Genomic DNA, 23191 nt, shown 5'->3' on the forward strand with positions numbered 1-23191 from the left:
TGAACGTCGCGCCACACGGGGGCACAGTCCTCGGTGATGGCGCAACGATCCCCTCATGCCTGACCTGGCCCGTGAGACGCTGGCCCTTCGGGGCGGCAGCGCCGATGTGATCTGGCGGCGGAGCGACCGCGCGCGCCGCATCAGCCTGCGCATCGATATGCGCAGCGGCTCTGTGGTCGTGACCTTGCCGCCACGTTCCTCCAAGCGCGCCGGCATGGCGCTGCTCATGGAAAACGATGGCTGGGTTTCCAGCCGCCTCGCAGCCCTGCCGGAGGGCGTGTCCTTCGTCGATGGCGCCCGCGTGCCGATCCACGGCATTCCGCACAGCATCCGCCATCAGCCGGATGGCGTGGGTGGCGCCTGGGTCGAGGGGCGCGATCTGCGTGTCACGGGGGATGCCGCCTTCATTCAGCGCCGGGTGACCGACTACCTCCGCTGCGCGGCCCGCCAGCGGATGACGACCCTTGTGTGGGAGACGGCGGCCGAGGCCCGGCTTAGGCCCCGCCGCGTGGTGATCAAGGATACCAGGAGCCGCTGGGGCAGTTGCGCGCCGGACGGCACGCTCGCCTTTAGCTGGCGGCTGGTCATGGCGCCGCCCTTCGTGCAGGCCTATGTCGCGGCGCATGAGGCGGCGCATCTGCGTCACCTCAACCACGGGCCGGCCTTCTGGGCATTGGTGGAGGTTCTGTGCCCCGATTGGCGGCTGGCGTCCGACTGGCTGCGGGACGAGGGGCCGCGCTTGCTGCGGATCGGCTAGCCGGTGGACTGCGCTTCGCTTTTCCACCCTACGAAGGGCTGGACGGCGGACTTGTAGGGCGGAAAAGCGCAGCGCATTCCGCCGAACCGTCAGCTCCGCAGCGCGTCGTTGGCGGGGTCGAAGGGGCTGTCGGCGATGACCGTCGCGCGGTGGCGATGACCCAAAATCGTCACCTCCAGCGCTTGTCCCATCACCGCCAGATCCGGCCGGACCATGGCGAGCGCGAGGGACTTGCCGACACGCCAGCCGAAACCGCCGGAGGTCGTGCGACCCACCAGTTCGCTGCCGATATGGATCGGCTCGGAGCCGCGCGCATCCGCGTCCGTCACGTCATGCACCTCGAGCGTGACGAAGGCATTGGCGAGGCCACGGTCTTTCCAGGCGAGCAGCGCATCTTTCCCAAGGAAGTCGCCCTTCTTGAGGGAGATGAAACGGTCGAGGCCCGATTCATGCGCCGAATATTCAATCGACATTTCGCGCGGAATAATCTTGTAGGATTTCTCCAGCCGCAAGGCGTCCATCGCCTTAATGCCGAAGGGCTTCAGCTCGAATTCGACACCCGCCTCGAACAAAAGATCGAACAGGTAGTTCTGCATTTCAATCGGATGATGCAGTTCCCAGCCCAATTCACCCACATAGTTGACGCGCATGGCGAGCGCGGTCGCTGCCCCGACCGAGATCATCTTGCCGGTCAGCCAGGGGAAAGCGGCGTTCGACAGATCGGTATCCGTCAGCGTGGCGAGCAGCGCGCGGGCGCGTGGCCCGGCGAGCACGAAGACACCATATTGCGTCGTCACCTTCTGCATGGTGACGCTTCCGTCGGTCGGCAGCAGCTTGAACAGATAGTCGCTGTCATGCCGCTCCAAAGCGCCGGCGGAGACGAGATAGAAGCTGGTCGCACCCATGCCGAAGACGGTGAATTCCGAGCGCACGCCGCCGCGCTTGGTCAGCAGGTAAGATAGCGACACGCGGCCGGTTTTAGGCACCTTGTTGGTCAGGATGCTGTCAAGCCAAGCGGCGGCCCCGGGGCCCGAGACTTCCAGCTTGGCAAAGGCGGTCATGTCGAGCAGACCGACCTTCTCATGCACATGCCGCGCTTCGGCGCCGACATAGGCGAAGGCGTTGGAGCGGCGGAAGCTCCATTTTTCGCGAATGCGACCGTCCGTCTCGGGCGCGGCGTGATTCTCGTTCATCAGCACGTCCGGCTTGGCGAGTTCCGCCTCGCTCAAGGCGTAGTTGGGCGGCGCGAACCAGCCCGGACGCTCCCAGCCATAGACGGTGCCGAAGACCGCGCCGAGGGCGGCCATCCGGTCGTAGCAGGGCGCGCGCTTGAGGCCACGGGCGGCGCCACGCTCCTCCTCGGGGTAATGGACGCTGAAGACCTTGGCATAGGCTTCTTCGGTCTTCTCGCGCAGGTAGCCGCGCCCGGCATAGGGGCCGAAGCGGCGGGGATCGACGCCCATCATATCGACCGAGGGCTCGCCCTCGGTGATCCATTCGGCGAGCTGCCAGCCGGCGCCGCCGGCGGCGGTGATGCCGAAGCTGTGGCCCTCATTCAGCCAGAAGTTCTTGAGGTGCCAGGCCGGCCCCACGATCGGGCTGCCGTCCGGCGTATAGGCGATGGCGCCGTTATAGACCTTCTTGACGCCGACTTCGCCGAAGGCGGGCACGCGTTCGATCGCCGTCTCGATATAAGGCGCGAGCCGGTCTAGATCTTCCTGGAACAGCTCGTATTCCGACTGCGGGGAGGGGCCGTCGACATAGCAGCAGGGCGCGCCGACTTCATACGGCCCAAGCAGCAACCCGCCGGCTTCCTCACGCATGTACCAGGAACTGTCGGCTTCGCGCAGCACGCCCATTTCGGGCAGGCCCTGGGCACGCCGCTCCATGATCAGCGGATGCTGTTCCGTCACGATATACTGGTGCTCGACCGGAATGACAGGAATGTCTAGGCCGACCATGGCGCCGGTGTTGCGGGCGAAATTGCCGGTGGCGGAGACCACGTGCTCGCAGGTGATGTCGCCCTTGTCGGTGCTTACTAACCATTCGCCGTTAGGCTGCTGGGTGATGCCGGTCACGGTGGTGTTGCGGTAGATTTCGGCGCCGCGCTGGCGCGCCCCGGTGGCGAAGGCCTGGGTGAGGTCGGCCGGTTGAACATAACCGTCGTCGACATGCTGGATGGCGCCGATGATGCCGTCCGTCTCCATCAGGGGCCAAATCTCCTTGACCTCGATGGGCGTCAGGAAGTCGGTCCGCACGCCGATGGTGCGGGCCACGCCCGCGTAATACTTGTACTCGTCCATCCGGTCCTGCGTGCGGGCCAGGCGGATGTTGGAGACAGAGCGCAACCCGACGTTCTGACCGGTCTCGGCCTCCAGGCTCTTATAGAGCGCGACCGAATATTTATGGAGCTGGCCGACCGAATAGCTGAGGTTGAACAATGGCAGCAGGCCGGCGGCGTGCCAGGTGGAGCCCGATGTCAGTTCCCGCCGCTCGATCAGCACGACGTCGCTCCAGCCCTTTTTCGCAAGGTGGTAGAGCGTGCCCACGCCCACCGCGCCGCCGCCGATTACTACAACGCGCGCATGGGTCTTCATTGGTGGTCCTTAGGGCTCGGGATATGCGACCCCAGGATAGGAACCGAGGGCCGGATGGCAACAGAAGGATAACGCCGGGCGATTTGAAGATTAGCGACCGGCCCGCAATGGAGGCGGGCGCTTATCCGGCCAGCGGGTCGCGCAATCATAGGCATGACCGAGCTGGAGGCAGGCGAGGTCGGCGTGGAAGGGCGCCATCAGTTGCATGCCCATCGGCAGGCCCTGGGCGTTAAAGCCCACGGGCACGTTGAGTGCGGGCAGGGCGCTCATGGTCGCGGCGACCACCACTTCCATCCAGCGGTGATAGCTGTCCATCGGTTTGCCCGCGACCTCGGCCTGCCAATGCGTGTCTGCGGCGAAGGGGAACACCTGGGCCGAGGGCAGCACCAGATAGTCGTAACGCGCGAAGAGCCCGCTGAGATGGCGGACCCAGCGCGTGCGCACGGCGAGTGCGGCGCTTACATCGCTGCCGGTGAGGGCCAGGCCGCGGGCGACTTCCCACTGTGCCTCCGGTTTCAGGCGGTCACGGCGGTCGTCCGCGTAGATTTCACCCAATGAGGCCGCGATGAGCCAGGCCCGCAGATCGATCCAGGCCTGCCAGAGGTCTTCCATGGGAAAACCGATGGCAACGGGTTCGACGATGGCGCCGAGACCCTCCATCACCCGCAACCCGCTTTCGCACAGGGAAAGGATGTCCGGCTCCATCGGCAGATGGCCGCCGAGATCGCCGAGCCAACCGATGCGGCGACCCGCTACAGACACGTCCAGCGGTGCCGACACGGCCGAACCGGATTCGGGGAGAGACAGCGGTGCGCGCGGATCGGGGCCGGCCTGAACCGAGAACAGCATCGCGAGGTCGGCGACGCTGCGCGCCATCGGCCCCAGCACAGCCATGCCGGCGGCAAAGACATCTCCCAGGGTTTCCTCGGGGATGCGTTGCGGGCTCGGGCGGAAGCCGAAGACGTTGTTGAAGGCGGCCGGATTGCGCAGCGATCCACCATGGTCGCTGCCATCTGCGAGCGGCAGCATGCCGAGGGCCAAAGCGACGGCGGCACCGCCGCTGCTGCCGCCGGCCGTGCGGCTCTGGTCATAGGCGTTCAGCGTGGTGCCGAAGACGGTGTTGTAGGTCTGCGAACCAAAGCCGAATTCCGGCACATTGGTCTTGCCGATCAGGATGGCGCCGGCCGCCCGCAGGCGGGACACCATGATGCTGTCGGCATCGGGCACATGATCGGCAAAGAGCGGCGAGCCATGCGTGCTGCGGAGGCCCTTGGTCTCCTCCAGATCTTTCACCGCGAAGGGCAACCCGTGCAGCGGGCCCATAGGCGCAGTCATGTCGCGCATCGCCGCTTCGGCCAGCAGCGTGGCCCGATCGACGCGCGAGACGATGGCATTCACGACGGGATTGACTGCGTCGATATGGTCGAGGAAGGCGGTCATGACCTCGACGCAGGAGACGTCTCGCGCCGCGATCCGTGCCGCTAGGTCGATGGCGGAGATGCGGGTCAGGGTCACGCTGCGGCCTTGTGGTGATGAAAGACGCAGGCGAGCTTATTGCCGTTCGGGTCCCGCACATAGGCGACGTAGAAGCTCGGCTCGTAATAGGGCCGCGTGCCGGGCGCGCCTTCGCTGGTGCCGCCGTGGGTGAGGGCGGCATCGTGGAAGGCGATGACCTCGGCCTCGTTGGCGGCCTTGAGGGCGATCATGCTGCCATTGCCGGCGGTCGGCGGCGCGCCATTGAAGGGCGGGCAGATCCAGAAGCTGGCCCCGCCGTCATAATTCGGTCCCCAGCCGATGAAGCCGTCTGTCGAATCCGGCGATCGGACATAGCCAAGCGTCGCAAAAACGGCGTCGTAGAAGACGAGGGCGCGCGGAACGTCACTGACGCCGAGCGTCGTGTAGAGAATCGGGGACATGCAGACGCTCCAGTCGGTACTTGCAGCTCGTGCTGTTGGTATATATCATGGTATCTGACATCGCAAGGAGGCCCCCATGACCCAGGTCGCAAAACTGTTCAGCAACGGTCGCAGCCAAGCCGTACGCCTGCCGGCGGCCTATCGGTTCGAGGGAACCGAGGTTTTTATTCGCCAGGATCAGGAAAGCGGCGATGTGATCCTGTCCCGCAAGCCGCCAACCTGGGATGGCTTTTTCGCTGCGCTCAAGGGCGCTGACGTGCCGGCTGATTTCCTTGATGCGAGCGAGCGACACCAGGCACCGCAGGAGCGCGATCCCTTCGCTGATTGGAGCGAATGACGCGCTACATGCTGGATACAAATACCGTCAGCTACTTTGTCAAAGAGCAAGCGGAAGTGGTCCGACGTGTGATCTCTGTTCCGATGTCGTCGCTGTGCCTGTCGGCGATCACCGAAGGCGAACTGTTATTCGGACTTGCCAAGCGGCCGAGTGCGACACGGCTTCATCGATCGGTGCGGGAGTTGCTGCGGCGGATCGACGTGCTGCCTTGGACGAGTGCGACGGCAGAGCGCTATGGCGTGGAACGCGCGCAGATGGCGAGGGAGGGCCGCATATTGGCGCCGATCGATCTCCTGATCGCGGCGCACGCGCTCAGCGTGGGCGCGGTGCTCGTGACAAATGATCAGGTTTTCGCCAGCGTGACGGACCTCATCGTCGAAGATTGGACGCAGGCGGCGTAGTGCAGTGGCACCGCTAACGGTCGATCACCAGATCGCTGAGCGGTTTCGAACAGCAGATCAGCACCATGCCGGCGTCGATCTCGCGCTGGCGGATGCCGCCCTGGTGCTGCATGGAGACCTCGCCCGAAACGAGCTTGCTTTTGCAGGTCCCGCATAAGCCGCGCGCACAGGACGACGGCAATCGCATGCCGGCGGCCCGCGCCGCCGCCAGCACATGCATGTCGGCCGGAACCTCGATCGTGCGGCGGCTTTTGGTGAACTCGACCTTATAGGTCTTCGCCACATCCCAATTCGCCGGCGGCGCGAGCGCCGCATCGACCGGGGCAAGATCGTCGAAGTTGAAGCTCTCCTCATGATACCGCGCCATGTCGAACCCGGCTTGCACCAGCATGGCGCGGATGCCGGCCATGTAGGGCGCGGGGCCGCAGGCGAAGACCTCCCGCTCCATCAAATCGGGCGCCACCATCTGGAGCATCGGCAGGCTGACGCGGCCGCGTAGCCCGGTCCAGCTTTCGCCCAGGCTGTCATGCTCGCAAATCGGCACGGCGCGGAAACCCGGTGAGCGCGCCATCAGGGCCAGTTCGGCGCGGTAGATGATATCGGCCGGGCTGCGGGCGCTGTGCAGGAACAGCACATCGGTTTCCAGCGCCAGATCGTGGAAGCTGCGCGCCATCGACATCATCGGCGTAATGCCGCTGCCCGCGGACAGCAGCAGGTATTTGCCATTGGCCGAGGCGTGATCGACGCAGTTGAACTCGCCCATCGGACCGATGGCGCGAATTTCGTCACCCGGCTTCAGCCTGTCATGCATCCAGGGACTGACGACGCCGCCGGCGAACCGCTTGGTAGTCATCGCGATCAGATGGGGTCGGGTGGGCGAGGAGGCGATCGTGTAGCAGCGATTGACGGCACGACCGTCGATGATCAGGTCGAGGGTGATGAACTGGCCCGGCTTAAAACTGTGCCGGCGCGGCGAGCGGCCGGAGAAGACGAAGGTTTTGACGTCATGGGTTTCCTGCCGCACGGCGCGGCAGACGAGGACGTCATCCGCCTCCGCATCCCATTCGGGCAGCCGGGCATCCAGCTCCGCCGCGACATGCAGGCGACGCGCGGCGATCACATCCGACAATTACGCCAGCCCATCGGAAAGGCGGCCGAGGTACCATTTGCAGAACTTCTCGACCAGCATTTCGGTATAGGGCGAATAGGGACCGGGTTCGTAGGCTGGGGTGCGCGCGCCCGCCTGGGCGATCTCCACCAATCCCGCGTCCTGGCTATTGGTCGCGTTCCAGACGCTGGTGAGGTTCTCGACATCGTAGTCGATACCCTCCCGCGCATCCTTGTGGACCAGCCATTTGGTGCGCACCAGCGTGTGCTCAGCATCGATCGGCAGCGCCGTGAAGGTCACGATATGGTCGCTCATGAAGTGGTGCCAGGAATTCGGCTGCGTCCAGAAGGACAGACCGCCGAGCGCGGTATCGGTCAGATTGCCCAGCAGCTTGCGGGAGGCGACGCGCGTGTCCAGTGTCTGGCTCTCGCCCAACTGGTCGATCGGCAGGCGCTGGGTGCGAAAGCCGGTGATGCAATCGTCGAGATGATCGACCTCGGCAGAGGGAATGCCGCAGCTTTCCCACCGCGCGGCGGAGGTTTCGACCAGCGTCTCATAGCGGGCGGCCTGGGCCAGCTCGGTCTCGTCCATCTGGCCGGGTGCGAAGCCGAACCCATAGGCGAAGAGCGGAATGGTCAGCTCGGGATGATTGCCCGAACAATGATAGCACTCACGATTATTCTCCATCGTGAGTTTCCAATTGCCCCGCTCGATGAGGTCGTTGGAGGCTGCGATCTTGCAGTTCTTCAAGTCGTGCGGCAGCAGATAGGGCGTCATCGCCGCTTCCATAGCGTCGATATCGGCAGGCGGTTCGGCGGCGAGGCAGATGAAGATCAGCCCGGCGATGGAGCGGACATGCACGCTTTTGAGGCCGAAGCAGCTGGTGTCGAAATCCTGGCCCATATGCTCGGCGTAGATGAGCTTGCCTTCGAGATTATAGGTCCATTGGTGGTAGCGGCAGACCAGATTGCCGACGGCGCCCGCTTCCTCATGCACCAGCTTGGCACCGCGATGACGGCAGACATTGTGGTAGGCGCGCAGACCCATATCGTCGTCACGCAGGATGACGATCGAGTTCTTTCCGAGGGTGACGGTCACGTAGTCGCCGGCTTCGGGCAGTTCGGGCTCGATCGCCACATAGATCCAATGCCGGCCAAAGATCAGCTCCATATCGGCCGCAAAGATCTCGGGGTTCGTATAGAAGGGCGCGTCCAGGCTGTAGCCGGGCTGCCGACGTGCGATGAGCGAGCGAATGGCGGCGCGCGTCTCGTCGGTGATCGTGGCTTTGTCCAGGGTCGTCATTGTCCCTGATCTCCGTTTGGCAGAGGGTGTGGCCGCAATTCTATCGTGCCGGGCCGGAACCCTGCTGCGTTGCGCCGATGCGACATGGTTTTTGCCTGAATGCGCGCCGGCAGCGCTATTCAAATATCCGCATGGCGGCCAGATGGGCGTCCGGCGGCGGCATCGTCGCCATGCTCGGCGCGTCATCGCTGAGCGGTTGGCGTTCGCGGCCCCGGGCGTCAGTCGGAGTAAAGCCGTGCAACGCCTTGAATTTGCGCGAGAAATGCGCGCAGTCGGCGAAACCGGCATCGAGGGCGATTTCGGTGATCGAGAGATCCGTATGGTCCAGCAGCCAGCGCGCATAGCGCAGGCGCAGCAGCCGGTAGTGGGACGCCGGGCGCACGCCCATGACGCTTTGGAACAGTCGTTCGAGCTGGCGCGGCGAAATCGACAGGCGGGAGGCGAGTTCCGCGATCGGCAGCGGGTCGGCCACATGCTGTTCCATCAGCAGCAGGGCGCGGCGCACGCGCTCATCGCCCACGATCTCGTCATTCGAGGGCGGATGCGGTTGCGCCTCGCTGCCCGAGCGGGCGCGGTCGAGCAGCAGAACATGGCGGGCCTTCTGGGCGATGGCGCGGCCCAGGTGCCGCTCGATCAGGAAACTCGCGAGGTCGGCGGTGCCGGCGCCGCCAGAGCAGGTGATGCGGTTGCCGTCCACGAAGAACATGCGATCGGCAATCACGCGCTCATCGGGGAATTCGGCGAGGAAGTCCTGGTAGTGGTACCAACTGACGCAGCTTCGCCGGCCTTTCATCAGCCCGGCGCGGCATAGGATGAAGCTGCCGGTGCAAAGGCCCACCAGGGTGACGCCCGCCTTGGCCGCCGCCGCCAAATAGGCATTGGTCTCGGCGTCCATCTGCGGCCCGGCATGAAGCAGGCCGCCGACCACGACGATGTAATCGAAATCCTTGGGGTCGAGGAAACCGCTGTCCCGGCCGATGGCCACGCCGCAACTGGCCTGAGCCATGGTCTGGCGGCTCGACATGATCGACCAGCGGCACAGGATGCGGCGGCTGCGATCACCCTCATCCGCCGCGAGGCGTAGGAAATCGATGAAGAGGGAAAACGCCGAGAGGGTGAAGTTGTCCGCGAGGATGAAGCCGACCGAGAGTGGGGGGCGCACGCGCAGCCCCGCCATCTTGCCGTCTTCCGAGATTCGTCCGCGATAAAGATCAGCACCCATGATCTTTCTTAGCCGAAGATCACGGGAACGTCATGCAAGCTTAAGAAGCCTCCTCAAGCGTCACGACCTTGAAGGTCTTGAGGATGCTGGGGCCGAAGATGGTCGAGATGGCCACGTCGGATGCGTCGCGGCCAACGGCGATGAGCACACGACCGATGCGGGGGCGGCCATGCCGGGCGTCGAAGGTGTACCATTCGCCGCCTAGGAAGGCCTGGAACCAGCCGCTGAAATCCATTGGCGCGGTATCGGGCGGCACACCGATATCACCTAGGTAGCCCGTGCAATAGCGCGCCGGAATGTTCATGCAACGGCAAAGTGTGAGTGCCAAATGGGCAAAATCACGGCAGACGCCAACCTGCTCCTGCCAACCTTCATACGCCGTGCGGGTGTTCCGGGCGAAGGGATAGCCGAAGGTGATGTGGTTATGGGTGTAGTCCACGATCGCCTCGACCTTCGACCAGCCGTCCTGGATATGGCCAAATTGCTGCCAGGCGAAGTCCGACAGCTTTTCCGTTTCGCAATAGCGGCTTCCGAGCAGGAATTGCAGCGTCTCGGGCGGCAGATCCTCGACTGGGATCTGCTGGGCAGACGGCACATAGGGGTCGAGCACGCCGGGATCGTTGATGACGGCATCGGCGGTGAAGGTGATGTCCCCGGCCGGTGCCAGCACGCGCGAGCAGAGGTTGCCGAAGACGTCGTAATACAGCGTCACCGGAACATAGGGGTTCGTATAGATCGTGTCCGGTGAGAGAAGGTCCGCCGTCCGCTCCGGCCGCACATTCAGCATCAGAACCATGGGCGTCGGCTGGGGAACCTGGAAGGTGATTTCGTAGCCGAGCCTGATCAGCATTCCGCCTATTCTCCGTATGTGGGGCGATGGCTCGCCGCGCTGCAATCGTTCCGCTCTGTAAATCGAGGCTCAGGTCCGGAAGGTCAAGGCAAGGACCTATGCAAGAATTGGGGCAACGCCGCGACGGCCGTTGGTTGGCGGAAAAGCGGAGCGTCTTCCGCCAATAGACCTCAGGCGCGGCGTTTCGGGGCGGAGGCGAAGCGCACCGCCTCCTCTGCGGCGCGGAACAGGGCGCGCGCCTTATGGCGGCTTTCCTCATACTCCAACTCCGGCTCGCTGTCCGCGACGACGCCGCCGCCGGCTTGCACATGCATCACGCCGTTCTTCACCACGGCGGTGCGCAGGCCGATACAGGTGTCCATGGTGCCGTCCGGCGCGAAATAGCCGATGCAACCGCCGTAGATCGTGCGGCGCGTCGGCTCCAGCTCTTCGATGATCTGCATGGCGCGTACCTTCGGCGCCCCCGTCAGCGTGCCGGCGGGGAAGCCTGCGATGAGGGCATCGAGCGCCGTGAGCCCGGCTCGCAGCTTGCCCTGCACGGTGGAGGAGATGTGCATGACATGGCTGAACCGTTCGATCGCGAAGCTCTCCACGACCTTGACCGAGCCCAATTCCGCAACCCGCCCAACATCGTTGCGGCCGAGGTCGAGCAGCATGAGATGCTCGGCGCGCTCCTTCGGGTCGGCGAGCAGCTCGGCCTCCAGCCGCTTATCTTCGACGGGATCGGCATGGCGCGGCCGGGTGCCGGCGAGGGGACGCAAGGTGACCATCCCGTCCCGCAGCCGGACCAGAATCTCAGGACTGCTGCCGACCACGCAGAAGGTTCCGAAGTCGAGAAAGAACAGGAAGGGCGTGGGGTTGATGCGGCGGAGCGCCCGATACAGCGCGAAGGGCGGTAGCGGGAAGGCCACCGAATAGCGCTGGCTGGGCACCACCTGGAAGGCGTCACCGGCGCTGATATAGGCTTTCATCCGCACCACGATGTCCAAGAAGTCGTCCTTGGTCATGTTGGATTTGGGCTCGTCCAGCGGCAGCGGCGGGGTGCCGCCTGTGGCCGCAGGCAGTGGCTGCATAAGCGCATCTTCCGCCGCGTTCAGCCGCTCGCTTGCGAGAGCATAGGCCGCATCAACGGTCAGGCCGGCGCGCGGGTAGATCGGCGCCGCGAGGGTCAGCACGTCCCGCACATTGTCGAAGATCGCGAACAGGGTGGGCCTGATCAGAATCGCCTCGGGCACGCCCAGGGCATCGACGTTCTTGTCGGGCAGCCGCTCCATCAGCCGGACCATGTCATAGCCGAGATAACCGACGATGCCGCCGGCCATGGGCGGCAGGCCGGGCGGCAGATCGAGCCGCGTGCGGGCAAGGAGCGTGCGCAGACTGTCGAGCGGCAGTTCGGCCTCCGGCGCAAAACCCTCCGGCTGCTCAATGGCGTCCGCGTTGATTTCGGCGCGGCCCGCCTGGCAGCGCCAGATCAGGTCCGGAGCCATGCCGATGACCGAGTAGCGGCCACGCGATGCGCCACCCTCGATGCTTTCCAACAGGAAGGAATAGGGCTGGCCGTGGGCGATCTTCAGGAAGGCGCCGACAGGCGTCTCCAGATCGGCCGGGCTCTCTCGCCAGACCAGCGCGCCGCGTCCTGCCTCGAAGGCTGCGCGAAAGGCGATGCTGGGTTCGTCGGCGATCATGGTGGCAGGTTCCTTGGTAAGGGTCGCAGCCGTCACGGCTGGGCGATCTGCTGAATGACGGTCTGGTTGATGCGGGGATTGGCGCGCGCCGTGACGGCACCGGCGAAGATCGCCTGCATGTCATTGGCGAGGCTGGTGCCGAGGGAGGTGCGCAACTGTTCATATCCGACAGGGTCTGTGCTCTCACTGGGTGCCACGATCTGGGCAAGCTGAGCCACCACAAATCCGTCCGGCGTTTGGACCATGGTGCTTTCGCCGACGTGGAGGCTGAACAGCGGGGCGACCAGGTTCTGCGGCACGCCGGCGGGGGGCGCCCCCTGGCGGCCAATCGGCGGGGAGGTGGCGACCATCAGGTTGAGCGCGGAGGCGACGCCGTCCAGCGTCCGACCCGCTTGCATGCCGGCCAGCATATTGGCCGCCGCCATCTCCTGCGTGCGGCGGATCTGGTCCTGCGTCCAGGACGCGAGGACCTGGGCCTGCACATCGGCATAGGCCTTTTGGGTGGCGAAATTGATGCCGTCCACCGTCAGCGCGAAGTAGCTGTGGTCGGGGCCGTTGATCAACGACGCGGGCTCACCCACGCGCTGCTTGAAGGCCTGGGCGACGATGGCGGTGCGCAGGGCGGCGGACCCGGGAATGGGGGCTGGCTGGCCATTCTCGGCCAAGCCATTGGAATCGACCGAACCCTGAAGCGCGGCGAGGCCGAGATCACCGGGCAATTGCTCCAGCGGCGTGTGGCCGGCCAGGGCGTCCTGCAAAGGATTGACCCGCTGATCGGCGAGCGCTGCCGCCCGCTGCCGAGCGATCTGCGCCCGCAGTGCCGGCGCCGCACTGGCGTAGCTCGGGGCGTTGCTGGTCTTGATGCCGGTGACGTTCAGCACCGCGAAGCCGGTGCCATTCTTGATCGGGCCGGTGATGGTATTGGCGGGTGCCTTGAAGGCGGCCTCGGCGAGTTCCGGGCTCGGCATCTGTGCCGCCGTCGTATCCGGCAGCAGGATGGCATTGGCGCCGGCTGCGGTCGCGGCCTTTTGCATCGCCGCCCAGTCGGCGCCCGACGACCACTGCTTGGCCAAGGTCTGCGCGGCCGCCTGGTCCTGGGTCACGATCACCTGGATGGTGCGCGTCTCGGCCGCGGCCGGCGTCGCCGCGACCATGTGGTCATAGGCGCGCTTCACATCGGCATCGGGCACGGTGATGCCACGTGCCAGCACATCGGGGCTGAGGATCACCATCGTCAGGCGGCGATATTCCGGGGCGCTGAATTCCTGCGGGTGGTTCTTGTACCAGCGCTGAAGCACGGCATCATCAGGCTTCGCGGGCGCCGGCACGGCGGCGAAGGGCAATTGCACCAGTTTCGCGATGCGCGTCTCGTTCTGGAAGGCATAGACGGTGCGCACCATGATCGCCGGCGCGGTGACGGCAGCGCGCACGGTGTCGAGCAACTGGTTGCGGGTGATCTGCGCCTGCATGAGGCGCAGGAATTCGGTCTCGCTCAGCCCGTTTTGCTGCAACAGCTGATCGAACTGCGCCCGGCTGAACTGGTGGCCGGCATCCTGGAAGACATCCATGGCGAAGACCTGCCGCCGCACATCTGCATCCGGCGCGGCGAGACCCAGCCGGCCGGTCATCTGGTCGATCGCCGCCTGCGCCACGAGCCGCGCGGTCGCCTGCTCGGCGATCATCATCCGCGTGGCGGGGCTGACCTGGTCCGCGCCACCCATCATCTGCGCGGTCTGCTGCATTTGCTGGCGATAAAGGTTGGTCACCTCCTGCGGGCTGATCCGCGCGCTGCCGACTCGGGCGGCCGAGCCGTCATTGCCGAGGTTGCGGACCACATCGCCCACGCCCCAGGTCGCGAAAGCTGCGACCAGCACGAAGAAAAAGATGCGGACAGGCCAGGTATTGAGCGAGCGGCGGAAGAGAGCGAGCATCGGTATCGGAAACCTGATCGAATGATGGGGCGCACCATAGGCAGACCTCCGGCGGTTTGCCAGTTCCCGCCCGACCGATTAATGGCCCTCGAAAGAGCGCGACCACGCAGAGGGCGAGAGAACGGAATGCGACCATTGATCGCCGGCAACTGGAAAATGAACGGGCTGACGGCGTCCTCCGCAGCACTTGCCCATGCCTTGCGGCAGGGGATCGGCGATCTGGCGCCGGAGATGCTGGTCTGCCCGCCTGCCACGCAGATCGCGGCCGTCGCGACGATTCTGGACGGTAGCGGCATCCGTGTCGGCGGCCAGGATTGCCACGCCCAAACCCAAGGTGCGCATACCGGCGAAATCTCGGCGGCGATGCTGATGGACGTCGGTGCCAGCTACGTCATCCTGGGGCATTCCGAGCGCCGCGCGGATCAGGGCGAGACCGATGCGCTCGTCCGCGCGAAGACCGAGGCGGCGGTGGCCGCCGGCCTCATTCCCATTGTGTGTGTGGGGGAGACGGAGGCCCAGCGACTGGCCGGCGACCATGAAGCGGTCGTGGGCGCGCAGATCGCGGGCAGTCTGCCGCCGGATTTCGCGGGCGTCATCGCCTATGAGCCGATCTGGGCGATTGGCACCGGGCGGGTGCCGACCATCGGCGATATCGCCAGCATGCACGCCTTCATCCGCGCCCAATTGGTCAGCTTGCACCCCAATGGTGGGGGTCTGCGTATCCTCTATGGCGGCTCCGTCAAGCCGGGCAACGCGGCAGAAATCCTGGCGGTGCCGGATGTCGGCGGGGCGCTGGTCGGCGGCGCCAGCCTGGTCGTCGATGATTTCCTGGCCATCGCCCGCGCGGCGTAATGGCGGAATCGGCTGCGCTTTTCCGCCCACCATCGTGGCATCGTAGGGTGGAAAAGCGCAGCGCATTCCACCGATTAGCGGGGCAGATCCTGGGGCCGTGCGCTGTTCGTTCCCCGCCGCCACTGCTATAGCCCAGCCCATCATCGCCCGGATCATGACCGGGCAAGATACCAAGGATTGCACCCATGGCTCGTCGTCGTCAGCTCTATGAGGGTAAGGCGAAGATCCTGTTCGAAGGTCCGGAACCCGGCACCCTCGTGCAATACTTCAAGGATGACGCCACCGCCTTCAACGCCCAGAAAAAAGGCGTCATCACCGGCAAGGGCGTGCTGAACAACCGCATCAGCGAATTCCTCATGCTGCGCCTGGGCGAAATCGGCGTGCCGACGCATTTCGTGCGCCGCCTGAACATGCGCGAGCAGCTTATCCGTGAGGTCGAGATCATTCCGCTGGAGGTCGTGGTTCGCAATGTGGCGGCCGGCAGCCTATCGACCCGCCTCGGCATCCCCGAGGGCACGCGCCTGCCGCGCTCCATCATCGAATACTATTATAAGAACGACGGCTTGAACGACCCGATGGTCGCCGAGGAGCATATCACCGCCTTCGGCTGGGCCGCCCCGCCGGACATGGACGACATCGTGTCCCTCACGCTGCGGATCAACGATTTCCTCACCGGCCTGTTCCTGGGCGTCGGCATCACCCTGGTCGACTTCAAGGTCGAGTTCGGCCGGCTGTGGGAGAATGAGGAGATGCGCATCGTCCTCGCTGATGAGATCAGCCCGGACAATTGCCGCCTCTGGGACACCAAGACCAACGAGAAGATGGACAAGGATCGCTTCCGCCGCGACCTCGGCAAGGTCGAGGAAGCCTATCAGGAAGTGGCCAAGCGTTTGGGCATCCTGCCGGAAGCGGGCATGCGCGACATGAAGGGCCCGGAGATTATGCAGTGAAGGCGATCGTCACCGTCATGCTGAAGCCCGGCGTGCTCGACCCCCAGGGCCGCGCCATCGGCCATGCCCTGGAAGGCCTCGGCTTCGCGGGTGTGGGTGAGGTGCGGGCCGGCAAGATCATCGAACTCGACCTGGCCGAGACCGATGCCGTCGCCGCCAAGACCGCCGCCGAGGACATGGCCCGCCGCTTGCTGGCCAATACCGTCATCGAAAGCTTCAAGGTCGAGGTCGTCTGAGATGAGTTTGCGGGCCGGCATCGTCGTTTTCCCAGGCACCAACCGGGAGCGCGACATGGCGATCGCGCTCTCCCATGCGACCGGCGGCGTGGCGCCGGTGATGATCTGGCACAAGGATGTGTCGCTGCCGCCGCTCGACCTGATTGTGCTGCCCGGCGGCTTCAGCCATGGCGATTATCTGCGCTGCGGCGCCATGGCGGCGCAGTCCCCGGTGATGCGCGCCGTTGCCGAATTCGCAGCCTCCGGCGGTTTCGTGCTCGGCGTCTGCAACGGCTTCCAGGTTCTGACCGAAGCCGGCCTTCTGCCCGGCGCGCTGCTGCGCAATGCGGGTTTGCGCTTCCTGGCGCAGGATCATCATCTGACCGTGGAACGCAACGACACCGCCTATACCAGCGACTACGAGGCCGGCCGCATTCTCAGCGCCACCCTCGCGCATGGTGACGGCAATTACTTCGCCGATGAGGAGACGCTCGATCGACTGGAAGGCGAGGGGCTGGTCGCCTTCCGTTATTGCGGGCCGGACGGTGAAGTGTGCGACGCCTATAACCCCAATGGCAGCCAGCGTTCCATCGCCGGCATCTATTCCGAGAACGGCCGTGTTCTCGGCCTGATGCCCCACCTGGAGGATCACGTCGATCCGCTGATGGGCGATGTCGATGGCCGACCAATGTTCGATGCCCTGGTGCAGAGGCTATCCGCATGAGCGCGCGCATCGTCGACGAAAAGCTCGCCCGCGAATTCGGCCTCAATGCCGAGGAATATGCGCGCGTCCTGACCATCATGGACCGCACGCCCAGCCTGACCGAGCTTGGCATCTTCAGCGTCATGTGGTCGGAGCACTGCTCCTACAAATCTTCCCGCGTCTGGCTCAAGGAACTACCGACCAAGGCCGATTGGGTCGTGCATGGTCCCGGTGAGAATGCCGGTGTGGTCGATATCGGGGAGGGGCTGACCGCCATCTTCAAGATGGAGAGCCACAACCACCCGAGCTTCATAGAACCCTATCAGGGTGCGGCGACCGGTGTCGGCGGCATCCTGCGGGATGTCTTCACCATGGGCGCGCGCCCCATCGCCAACCTCAATGCGCTCCGCTTCGGGCGGCCCGAGAATCCCCGCACCAAGCGCGTCGTCGATGGCGTCGTGCGCGGCATCGGCGGGTATGGCAATTGCGTCGGCGTGCCGACCGTGGGCGGGGAGGTGAACTTCCACGCCGCCTATGACGGCAATCCGCTGGTCAATGCCATGACCGTGGGCATCGCCCCGCGCGACCGCATCTTTCTCTCGGCCGCCGCCGGCATCGGCAATCAGGTCGTCTACGTGGGATCCAAGACCGGGAGGGACGGCATTCATGGCGCGACCATGGCCTCGGCCGAGTTCGATGCGAATTCCGAGGATAAGCGCCCGACCGTGCAGGTCGGCGACCCCTTCACGGAAAAGCTGCTCATCGAGGCCTGCCTGGAGCTGATGGGCACGGACGCCATCGTCGCCATTCAGGACATGGGCGCGGCCGGGCTGACCAGCTCGGCGGTCGAGATGGCCGGCAAGGGCAATGTCGGCATCGAGCTCGACCTCGACCAGGTGCCGCAGCGCGAGACAGGCATGAGCGCCTATGAGATGATGCTGTCCGAAAGCCAGGAGCGCATGCTGATCGTGCTGCGCCCCGGCGCGCAGGAGATGGCGCAGGCGATCTTCGACAAATGGGACCTGGACTTCGCGGTCATCGGTCACATCACCGACACCGGCCGCATCGTCGTGCGCCACAAGGGTGTGCTCGAAGCGGATATCGCTCTTGGGCCGCTGGCCGATGAGGCGCCGCTGTATCGCCGGCCTATCGTCTGGCCGGAACCCCCGGTGGTGCTGGATCATCCGGCGATTTCTAGCCACGTGACGCTGGACGCGGCGCTGCTGACTCTGATCGCCTGTCCGGATCTGTGTTCCCGCGCCTGGATTTGGAATCAGTATGACAGCGCCGTCGGCGGCCAGACCGTCAAGCGCCCCGGCGCCTCGGATGCCGCCATCGTCAAGATCGACGGCTCGCAGCGGGCCCTGGCGCTGACCACGGATTGCACGCCGCGCTATTGCCAGGCCGATCCCAAGATGGGCGGCATGCAAGCGGTGGCGGAAGCCTGGCGCAACATTACCGCAACGGGCGCGCGTCCGCTCGCCATCACCGACAACATGAACTTCGGCAATCCCGAAAAGCCCGAAATCATGGGCCAGTTCGCCGCTGCCATCCAAGGCATGGCGGCGGCTTGCATCGCGCTGGACTTCCCGGTCGTGTCCGGAAATGTGAGCCTTTACAATGAGACGGAGGGCACCGGCATCCTGCCGACGCCGGCCATCGGCGGCTTGGGCGTGATCGAGGATGCGGCCATGGCGCGCGGCATCGCGATTTGTGCGGGCCTCGATCTAGTCGTGATCGGGGAGACGGCGGGCTGGCTCGGCCAATCCTTGTGGCTGCGCGAAATCGCGGGCCGGGAGGAGGGCGCGCCGCCGCCCGTCAATCTCGTCGCTGAGCGGCGCAACGGGGATTTCGTTCGCCATCAGATCGCGGCCGGCGGCATCCATGCCTGTCATGACGTCTCGGATGGCGGGCTGCTCATTGCCTTGGCCGAGATGGCGCTGGCCGGCGACACCGGCTTCGCCCTCGAAGACGCGCCCGAAGGCGCCTCGCCCGCTGCCTATTGGTTCGGCGAAGACCAGTCCCGCTACGTTTTGGCGGCCGAAGATGGCACGGGCATCCTGGCCGCCGCGCGCGCGGCCAATATTCCGGCGGCTTTGCTGGGCCGCACCGGCGGGAATGAATTGACATTACCCGGGGGGCTTTCGATATCCTTGGGCGCAGTGCGGGATGCGCATGTGCGCTTCTTCGCGGAGTGGATGGCCTGACGGCCGGGAGAGACCCATGGCGATGTCAGCCGGCGCGATCGAGAACCTGATCAAGACCGCCATTCCCGATGCGCGGGTGACGGTCGAGGATTTGGCGGGTGATGGTGACCATTACGCTGCTACAGTGGTGAGTGAGCAATTCCGCGGCATGTCGCGGCTGAAACAACATCAGATGATCTACGCGGCGCTTCAGGGGCGCATGGGCGGGGAGCTTCACGCCCTCGCCCTGCAAACCTCAGCGCCCGAATAAGGAGAGTTCCATGTCTCAGAGCCTTGTCGCCGAGCGTATCCAAGCCGACATCACCGGGAATCCGGTCATGCTGTATATGAAGGGCACGGCGATGTTTCCGCAGTGCGGTTTTTCGGCGCGGGTCGTGCAGATCCTCAGCCACCTCAACGTCCCCTTCAAGACCGCCAATGTGCTTGAGGACCCCGAGCTGCGGGACGGCATCAAGGCGTTCTCCAACTGGCCGACGGTGCCCCAGCTTTACGTCAAGGGTGAGTTCGTTGGCGGCTGCGATATCATCACGGAAATGTACCAGACCGGCGAGTTGAGCACTCTCCTCGCCGAGCAGGGCATTCCGCACTCCGTCGCCGCCTAACCCTATCCACACGCGTGCGGGTCGCGGTTGTCATCGCGGCCCGCGACGTCGCGCCATTCATCGGCGCGGCGGTTGGTTCGGTGCTCGGGCAGAGCCATACCGATCTCACGTTGACTGTCGTCGATGACGGGTCGCGTGACGAGACGGCCCCACTCGTCGCGGCCTTCCCGGATGCGCGTCTGCGGCTGGTGCGGCAGACCAATCATGGAACCTCCGCCACCCGCAATCGCGGCGCCCTGGACGCGGGTGAAACGGATGCTTTCCTGTTCCTCGACGGCGATGATTGGCTGGCGCCAGACGCCGTCTCCCGCCTCGTGCGCGCTTTGCGGAGTGATCCGGCAGCGGTCGCGGCCCATGCGGCCTTCGCCTTTGTGGGTGAAACCGCGACCGCGAGCGCGCCGGGCCCGCTTGACCGCCGCCGGGCACCGCGCGCCCGGGATTTGCTGCCGCGTCTTGTGGTGGGCAATGTCTTCGCCAATGGCGGTCATGTTCTCATCCGGGCCGACGCCTGGCGCGCTGCCGGGCCGTTTTCCACGACACTGAGCTATGGCGAGGATTGGGAGTTCTGGCTGCGGCTCGCACTTCAGGGGCCCTTCGCCGCCATCAGCGGCACGCCGGCACTGTTCGTGCGCCGCCGCGCCGGCAGCAAGATGCATGGCGGCGCGACCTTGCCGCAGACCTATCGGCCCGTGTTGGAGGCGATCCGGTCCAATCCCAGGATTGCGGCGCGGCTCGGCGGTGGTCGGTTCGCGCGTCTGTGTCGGCGGGCGGAGGCGGAGTTCGCCTGGACGATGGGGCGCGAATTGCTGCGACGAGACCGGGTGCGCGAGGCCTGGGCGCCGTTATGCCGTGGCGTTTTCGGCCGACCCCGGCCACTTCGGCTGATGCTGCTGGCGATGGTAGCGGTGAAGCGCCTGCGAAAACCCTAAGTCAAATGCCCATGAACGGACCCCGCACCGTGTCTCAAAAGCTGAGCCTGATCACCCTCCTCGTCAGAGATTACGATGAAGCGATCGGCTTCTATGTCGGGACGCTCGGCTTTGAGCTTCGCGAGGACACCACGCTCACCGCTGAAAAGCGCTGGGTCGTGGTCGTGCCGCCGGGCGGTTCTGGCGGCCTCCTCCTGGCACGGGCTGTCGGGGACCGGCAGCGTGCGGCTGTCGGCGATCAGAGTGGAGGGCGCGTGTTCCTTTTCCTCGAAACGGACGACTTCGCCCGCGATCACTCTGCCTACATCGAAAGAGGGGTTCGGTTCATCGAACCACCACGGATCGAGCCTTATGGATCAGTGGCTGTGTTCGAGGACATTTGTGGCAACCGGTGGGACTTGGTCCAGCTTAGACGAGCTTCGTAGGGCGGAAGAGCGCAGGTTATTCCGCCGCTTCCGACGGGGCTGGTGGAATCCGCTGCGCTTTTCCACCCTACGAACGGGGCATCGATACGGTCACAGCTTTCGCCTTCGGAGCGGTCGTGACAAAACGCCCAAATCAAACGGGCGGGCATGAAGATGGGCTACGATGTCGTTTCCTCGGGCGAACTGCTGATCGACATGGTGCCGCTCACCGCTCTCGGTGGCGGCCTGAACTTTGCCGCCAAGCCGGGCGGGGCACCGGGCAATGCCGCCGTCGGTCTCGCTAAGCTGGGTCGATCCGTCGCCATGCTGAGCAAAGTCGGCGATGACGCCTTCGGGCGGCTCCTGACCGGGACAATCGCCGCATCCGGCGCCTCCATCGAGGCCATCGTCGTCTCGCAGGAGTTCCGCACCGGCCTCGCCGTCGTCACGCTCGACCCCCAGGGTGACCGCGACTTCCTGTTCTATCGCGAGAACTGCGCGGATGTGATGTTCACGCCGGAGGAGGTCCGTGACGACCTGATCCAGGCGGCGCGCATCTTCCACGTCAACAGCCTGGTTCTCGCGAGCCCGGTTTCGGCCTCGGCGCAGCGGCACGCCGTGCGTGTGGCACAGGCCGCCGGCATCCTGATTTCTGTCGACCCCAACCTTCGCCCGCTGCTCTGGGCGTCGCGTGAGGCGATGATCGCCGCAGCCCGCGAAGTGATCGCCGTCGCCAATATCCTCAAGATCGGGCAGGACGAGCTGCAGATCATCACCGGCATCGATGACCCACGCGCCGCCATCGAGTCTCTCTGGCACAGCGGCCTGCACGTGGTTGCCATCACCCGCGGATCGGCCGGTGCCACCATCCTGACGCGCGATGTTGAGGTCAGTGCCCCCGGCATCGCCGTGAAGGTGGTCGATACCACCGGCTGCGGCGACAGCTTTATGGCGGCCTTCCTGACCGGATTGCTCGAGTCGGACCTTAATCTTTCGGCCGAGACTTTGGGTCGGATCGCCCATTTCGCGTGTGCGGCGGGGGCCATCACGGCCACCGCGCCGGGCGGAATGGATGCGATGCCGACCCGGTCCGAGGTCGATCTGTTTCTGGCGCGCCAGACCTCGCCGCTCTAACGCGAGCCACGACTCGTGCCGCCGCTCTGTTGCAGAACGTTGAACTTGCTGTAATCCGCTTGCGTCCTGGCGCATGGCCGCTATAAGCCGGCGCATTCGGCCCAGTTAAGTTCAGACGCGGGTTGTCTTGCAGAGAGCGGAGACCGACGCCGCATGATGGTTACGCTGCCACCCGACTACCGTCCGTCAGAGGACGAAGATTTCATGAATCCCCGCCAGGTCGAGTATTTTCGCCGCAAGCTTATTCGGTGGCAGGACGATCTGTTGAGGGAGGCGAACGGCACCCTTCTCAGCCTTTCCGAAGGCGGCATCATGGAAGCCGACATCACCGATCGGGCGAGTGTGGAAACCGATCGGGCCTTGGAACTGCGCACCCGGGACCGGGCCCGCAAGCTGATTTCCAAGATCGATCAGGCCCTTCAGCGGATCGAGACCGGCGCGTACGGCTATTGCGAAGATACCGGCGAGCCGATCGGCCTGCGCCGTTTGGAGGCGCGACCGATCGCGACCCTGTCGATCGAGGCGCAGGAGCGTCACGAACGGATGGAACGCGTCCACCGCGACGACTGAGGGCATCATTTCGGGTTGGCGCTTTCTCCAGCCCGGAATGACACCTGTTTCTGGCTGGGTTCGGCGTTGCGGGCGCCGCCGCTTTGCATCCGCCTCCGCCTTCGGTAGAAGGCGCGCGGGTGATCCCCCGAAAGGCTTTCAATGTTCAACGTGCTGCTGGTCGTCCATGTCCTCGTTACCCTGGCGCTGATCGGCGCCGTGCTGATCCAGCGCAGCGAGGGCGGCGGCCTTGGCATCGGCGGCGGCCAGGGCATGGGCAGCTTCATGACCGGGCGCGGCACGGCCAATCTGTTGACGCGCACCACGGCGATTCTCGCCACCGTATTCCTGTCGTTGTCGCTGGTTCTGGCCCTGATGAGCCGTGGATCCTCGGGTGGCATCAACTCCATCTTCAATCCGGCGCCGCACACCACGACCGCGCCGGCGATGATGGCGCCGGCCAAACCGAGCGCGCCGGCCGTGCCCGCTCCGCCCTCGACCCCGTAAGCCGAACCATTGCGGTTCGCACATCTGTTGGCC

Annotated in this window: 24 protein-coding genes; 15 read left to right on the plus strand and 9 right to left on the minus strand. The window is 65.2% G+C overall.

All coding sequences use genetic code 11. The features are described 5' to 3' along the window. Nucleotides 1-55 precede the first annotated feature (55 nt). Nucleotides 56-757 (plus strand): M48 family metallopeptidase, encoded by a 702-nt coding sequence (locus QP803_RS06845; RefSeq protein WP_284947037.1) that lies wholly within the window; start codon nucleotides 56-58, stop codon nucleotides 755-757. A gap of 89 nt (nucleotides 758-846) precedes the next feature. On the opposite strand, the gene QP803_RS06850 is transcribed toward QP803_RS06845, so the two are convergent. From QP803_RS06850 to QP803_RS06860, 3 genes are all read right to left on the minus strand, one after another. Further along, a complete protein-coding gene (locus QP803_RS06850) occupies nucleotides 847-3354 on the minus strand; it encodes a GcvT family protein (protein ID WP_284947038.1) in 2508 nt (835 codons plus the stop codon). A 90-nt stretch (nucleotides 3355-3444) separates the two neighbouring features. After that, nucleotides 3445-4869, minus strand: coding sequence for an amidase (locus tag QP803_RS06855; RefSeq protein ID WP_284947039.1), 1425 nt, complete (start codon nucleotides 4867-4869; stop codon nucleotides 3445-3447). Further along, nucleotides 4866-5270, minus strand: coding sequence for a VOC family protein (locus QP803_RS06860; RefSeq protein WP_284947040.1), 405 nt, complete (start codon nucleotides 5268-5270; stop codon nucleotides 4866-4868). Before QP803_RS06860 ends, QP803_RS06855 begins: the two co-directional genes overlap by 4 nt. A 76-nt stretch (nucleotides 5271-5346) precedes the next feature. Between QP803_RS06860 and QP803_RS06865 the strand changes: the two genes are divergently transcribed. After that, nucleotides 5347-5607 carry an antitoxin gene (locus tag QP803_RS06865; protein WP_284947041.1) on the plus strand — a complete coding sequence of 87 codons (261 nt, stop codon included), beginning with the start codon at nucleotides 5347-5349 and terminating at the stop codon, nucleotides 5605-5607. Continuing rightward, nucleotides 5604-6008 (plus strand): type II toxin-antitoxin system VapC family toxin, encoded by a 405-nt coding sequence (locus QP803_RS06870; RefSeq protein WP_284947042.1) that lies wholly within the window; start codon nucleotides 5604-5606, stop codon nucleotides 6006-6008. Before QP803_RS06865 ends, QP803_RS06870 begins: the two co-directional genes overlap by 4 nt. A 13-nt stretch (nucleotides 6009-6021) precedes the next feature. On the opposite strand, the gene QP803_RS06875 is transcribed toward QP803_RS06870, so the two are convergent. The 6 genes from QP803_RS06875 to QP803_RS06900 all read right to left on the minus strand — a co-directional run bounded on the left by QP803_RS06875 (nucleotide 6022) and on the right by QP803_RS06900 (nucleotide 14106). Continuing rightward, nucleotides 6022-7128, minus strand: coding sequence for an FAD-binding oxidoreductase (locus tag QP803_RS06875; RefSeq protein ID WP_284947843.1), 1107 nt, complete (start codon nucleotides 7126-7128; stop codon nucleotides 6022-6024). A 9-nt stretch (nucleotides 7129-7137) separates the two neighbouring features. After that, complete coding sequence (locus QP803_RS06880) at nucleotides 7138-8418, minus strand: aromatic ring-hydroxylating oxygenase subunit alpha (protein WP_284947043.1); 1281 nt, start codon at nucleotides 8416-8418, stop codon at nucleotides 7138-7140. Nucleotides 8419-8533: 115 nt separating this feature from the next. Further along, nucleotides 8534-9640: a GlxA family transcriptional regulator gene (locus tag QP803_RS06885; RefSeq protein ID WP_284947044.1), complete on the minus strand. Its 1107-nt coding sequence runs from the start codon at nucleotides 9638-9640 to the stop codon at nucleotides 8534-8536. 40 nt (nucleotides 9641-9680) lie between these two features. Beyond that, nucleotides 9681-10490 (minus strand): transglutaminase-like domain-containing protein, encoded by an 810-nt coding sequence (locus QP803_RS06890; protein WP_284947045.1) that lies wholly within the window; start codon nucleotides 10488-10490, stop codon nucleotides 9681-9683. 170 nt (nucleotides 10491-10660) lie between these two features. After that, a complete protein-coding gene (gene trpE, locus QP803_RS06895; protein WP_284947046.1) occupies nucleotides 10661-12175 on the minus strand; it encodes an anthranilate synthase component I in 1515 nt (504 codons plus the stop codon). Nucleotides 12176-12207: 32 nt separating this feature from the next. Continuing rightward, nucleotides 12208-14106: a peptidylprolyl isomerase gene (locus tag QP803_RS06900; protein WP_284947047.1), complete on the minus strand. Its 1899-nt coding sequence runs from the start codon at nucleotides 14104-14106 to the stop codon at nucleotides 12208-12210. A gap of 126 nt (nucleotides 14107-14232) precedes the next feature. On the opposite strand from QP803_RS06900, the gene tpiA reads away from it, so the two are divergent. From tpiA to secG, 12 genes are all read left to right on the plus strand, one after another. After that, entirely contained in the window at nucleotides 14233-14958 is a 726-nt protein-coding gene (tpiA, locus tag QP803_RS06905) for a triose-phosphate isomerase (protein WP_284947048.1), read from the plus strand. A 185-nt stretch (nucleotides 14959-15143) separates the two neighbouring features. Next, entirely contained in the window at nucleotides 15144-15908 is a 765-nt protein-coding gene (gene purC / locus QP803_RS06910; protein WP_284947049.1) for a phosphoribosylaminoimidazolesuccinocarboxamide synthase, read from the plus strand. Beyond that, the gene (gene purS / locus QP803_RS06915; RefSeq protein WP_284947050.1) at nucleotides 15905-16144 is read left to right on the plus strand and encodes a phosphoribosylformylglycinamidine synthase subunit PurS; all 240 of its coding nucleotides are present in this window, start codon (nucleotides 15905-15907) and stop codon (nucleotides 16142-16144) included. The genes purC and purS overlap by 4 nt, the downstream gene beginning before the upstream one ends. Nucleotides 16145-16151: 7 nt before the next feature. Beyond that, nucleotides 16152-16847: a phosphoribosylformylglycinamidine synthase subunit PurQ gene (purQ, locus tag QP803_RS06920; protein ID WP_284947844.1), complete on the plus strand. Its 696-nt coding sequence runs from the start codon at nucleotides 16152-16154 to the stop codon at nucleotides 16845-16847. Then, nucleotides 16844-19033: a phosphoribosylformylglycinamidine synthase subunit PurL gene (gene purL, locus QP803_RS06925; protein WP_284947051.1), complete on the plus strand. Its 2190-nt coding sequence runs from the start codon at nucleotides 16844-16846 to the stop codon at nucleotides 19031-19033. The genes purQ and purL overlap by 4 nt, the downstream gene beginning before the upstream one ends. A gap of 16 nt (nucleotides 19034-19049) precedes the next feature. Further along, a complete protein-coding gene (locus tag QP803_RS06930) occupies nucleotides 19050-19283 on the plus strand; it encodes a BolA family protein (protein ID WP_284947052.1) in 234 nt (77 codons plus the stop codon). Between the two features lie 10 nt (nucleotides 19284-19293). Further along, nucleotides 19294-19635, plus strand: a complete 342-nt coding sequence (gene grxD, locus QP803_RS06935) for a Grx4 family monothiol glutaredoxin (RefSeq protein WP_284947053.1) — start codon at nucleotides 19294-19296, stop codon at nucleotides 19633-19635. Nucleotides 19636-19649: 14 nt separating this feature from the next. Then, entirely contained in the window at nucleotides 19650-20564 is a 915-nt protein-coding gene (locus QP803_RS06940; protein WP_284947054.1) for a glycosyltransferase family 2 protein, read from the plus strand. Nucleotides 20565-20593: 29 nt separating this feature from the next. Further along, on the plus strand, nucleotides 20594-20989 hold the full coding sequence (locus QP803_RS06945) for a VOC family protein (RefSeq protein ID WP_284947055.1): 396 nt from the start codon (nucleotides 20594-20596) through the stop codon (nucleotides 20987-20989). Between the two features lie 147 nt (nucleotides 20990-21136). Continuing rightward, a complete protein-coding gene (locus tag QP803_RS06950; RefSeq protein ID WP_284947056.1) occupies nucleotides 21137-22102 on the plus strand; it encodes a carbohydrate kinase family protein in 966 nt (321 codons plus the stop codon). Nucleotides 22103-22258: 156 nt separating this feature from the next. Further along, nucleotides 22259-22672 carry an RNA polymerase-binding protein DksA gene (dksA, locus tag QP803_RS06955; protein WP_284947845.1) on the plus strand — a complete coding sequence of 138 codons (414 nt, stop codon included), beginning with the start codon at nucleotides 22259-22261 and terminating at the stop codon, nucleotides 22670-22672. Between the two features lie 141 nt (nucleotides 22673-22813). Beyond that, complete coding sequence (gene secG / locus QP803_RS06960; protein ID WP_284947057.1) at nucleotides 22814-23158, plus strand: preprotein translocase subunit SecG; 345 nt, start codon at nucleotides 22814-22816, stop codon at nucleotides 23156-23158. The last annotated feature ends 33 nt before the right edge of the window (nucleotides 23159-23191 follow it).

This window comes from Acidisoma sp. PAMC 29798 (genome assembly GCF_030252425.1).
Lineage (GTDB): Bacteria > Pseudomonadota > Alphaproteobacteria > Acetobacterales > Acetobacteraceae > Acidisoma > Acidisoma cladoniae.

What these genes read in the sequence shown, in the direction of transcription:
- tpiA (WP_284947048.1), top strand. Translation starts at nt 14,233, where the DNA reads ATGCGACCATTGATCGCCGGCAACTGGAAAATGAACGGGCTGACGGCG.
- secG (WP_284947057.1), top strand. Translation starts at nt 22,814, where the DNA reads ATGTTCAACGTGCTGCTGGTCGTCCATGTCCTCGTTACCCTGGCGCTG.
- QP803_RS06850 (WP_284947038.1), bottom strand. Translation starts at nt 3,354, where the DNA reads ATGAAGACCCATGCGCGCGTTGTAGTAATCGGCGGCGGCGCGGTGGGC.
- QP803_RS06870 (WP_284947042.1), top strand. Translation starts at nt 5,604, where the DNA reads ATGACGCGCTACATGCTGGATACAAATACCGTCAGCTACTTTGTCAAA.
- QP803_RS06880 (WP_284947043.1), bottom strand. Translation starts at nt 8,418, where the DNA reads ATGACGACCCTGGACAAAGCCACGATCACCGACGAGACGCGCGCCGCC.
- QP803_RS06845 (WP_284947037.1), top strand. Translation starts at nt 56, where the DNA reads ATGCCTGACCTGGCCCGTGAGACGCTGGCCCTTCGGGGCGGCAGCGCC.
- purL (WP_284947051.1), top strand. Translation starts at nt 16,844, where the DNA reads ATGAGCGCGCGCATCGTCGACGAAAAGCTCGCCCGCGAATTCGGCCTC.
- trpE (WP_284947046.1), bottom strand. Translation starts at nt 12,175, where the DNA reads ATGATCGCCGACGAACCCAGCATCGCCTTTCGCGCAGCCTTCGAGGCA.
- QP803_RS06865 (WP_284947041.1), top strand. Translation starts at nt 5,347, where the DNA reads ATGACCCAGGTCGCAAAACTGTTCAGCAACGGTCGCAGCCAAGCCGTA.
- QP803_RS06900 (WP_284947047.1), bottom strand. Translation starts at nt 14,106, where the DNA reads ATGCTCGCTCTCTTCCGCCGCTCGCTCAATACCTGGCCTGTCCGCATC.
- grxD (WP_284947053.1), top strand. Translation starts at nt 19,294, where the DNA reads ATGTCTCAGAGCCTTGTCGCCGAGCGTATCCAAGCCGACATCACCGGG.
- QP803_RS06885 (WP_284947044.1), bottom strand. Translation starts at nt 9,640, where the DNA reads ATGGGTGCTGATCTTTATCGCGGACGAATCTCGGAAGACGGCAAGATG.
- purC (WP_284947049.1), top strand. Translation starts at nt 15,144, where the DNA reads ATGGCTCGTCGTCGTCAGCTCTATGAGGGTAAGGCGAAGATCCTGTTC.
- QP803_RS06890 (WP_284947045.1), bottom strand. Translation starts at nt 10,490, where the DNA reads ATGCTGATCAGGCTCGGCTACGAAATCACCTTCCAGGTTCCCCAGCCG.
- QP803_RS06930 (WP_284947052.1), top strand. Translation starts at nt 19,050, where the DNA reads ATGGCGATGTCAGCCGGCGCGATCGAGAACCTGATCAAGACCGCCATT.
- QP803_RS06950 (WP_284947056.1), top strand. Translation starts at nt 21,137, where the DNA reads ATGAAGATGGGCTACGATGTCGTTTCCTCGGGCGAACTGCTGATCGAC.
- dksA (WP_284947845.1), top strand. Translation starts at nt 22,259, where the DNA reads ATGGTTACGCTGCCACCCGACTACCGTCCGTCAGAGGACGAAGATTTC.
- QP803_RS06860 (WP_284947040.1), bottom strand. Translation starts at nt 5,270, where the DNA reads ATGTCCCCGATTCTCTACACGACGCTCGGCGTCAGTGACGTTCCGCGC.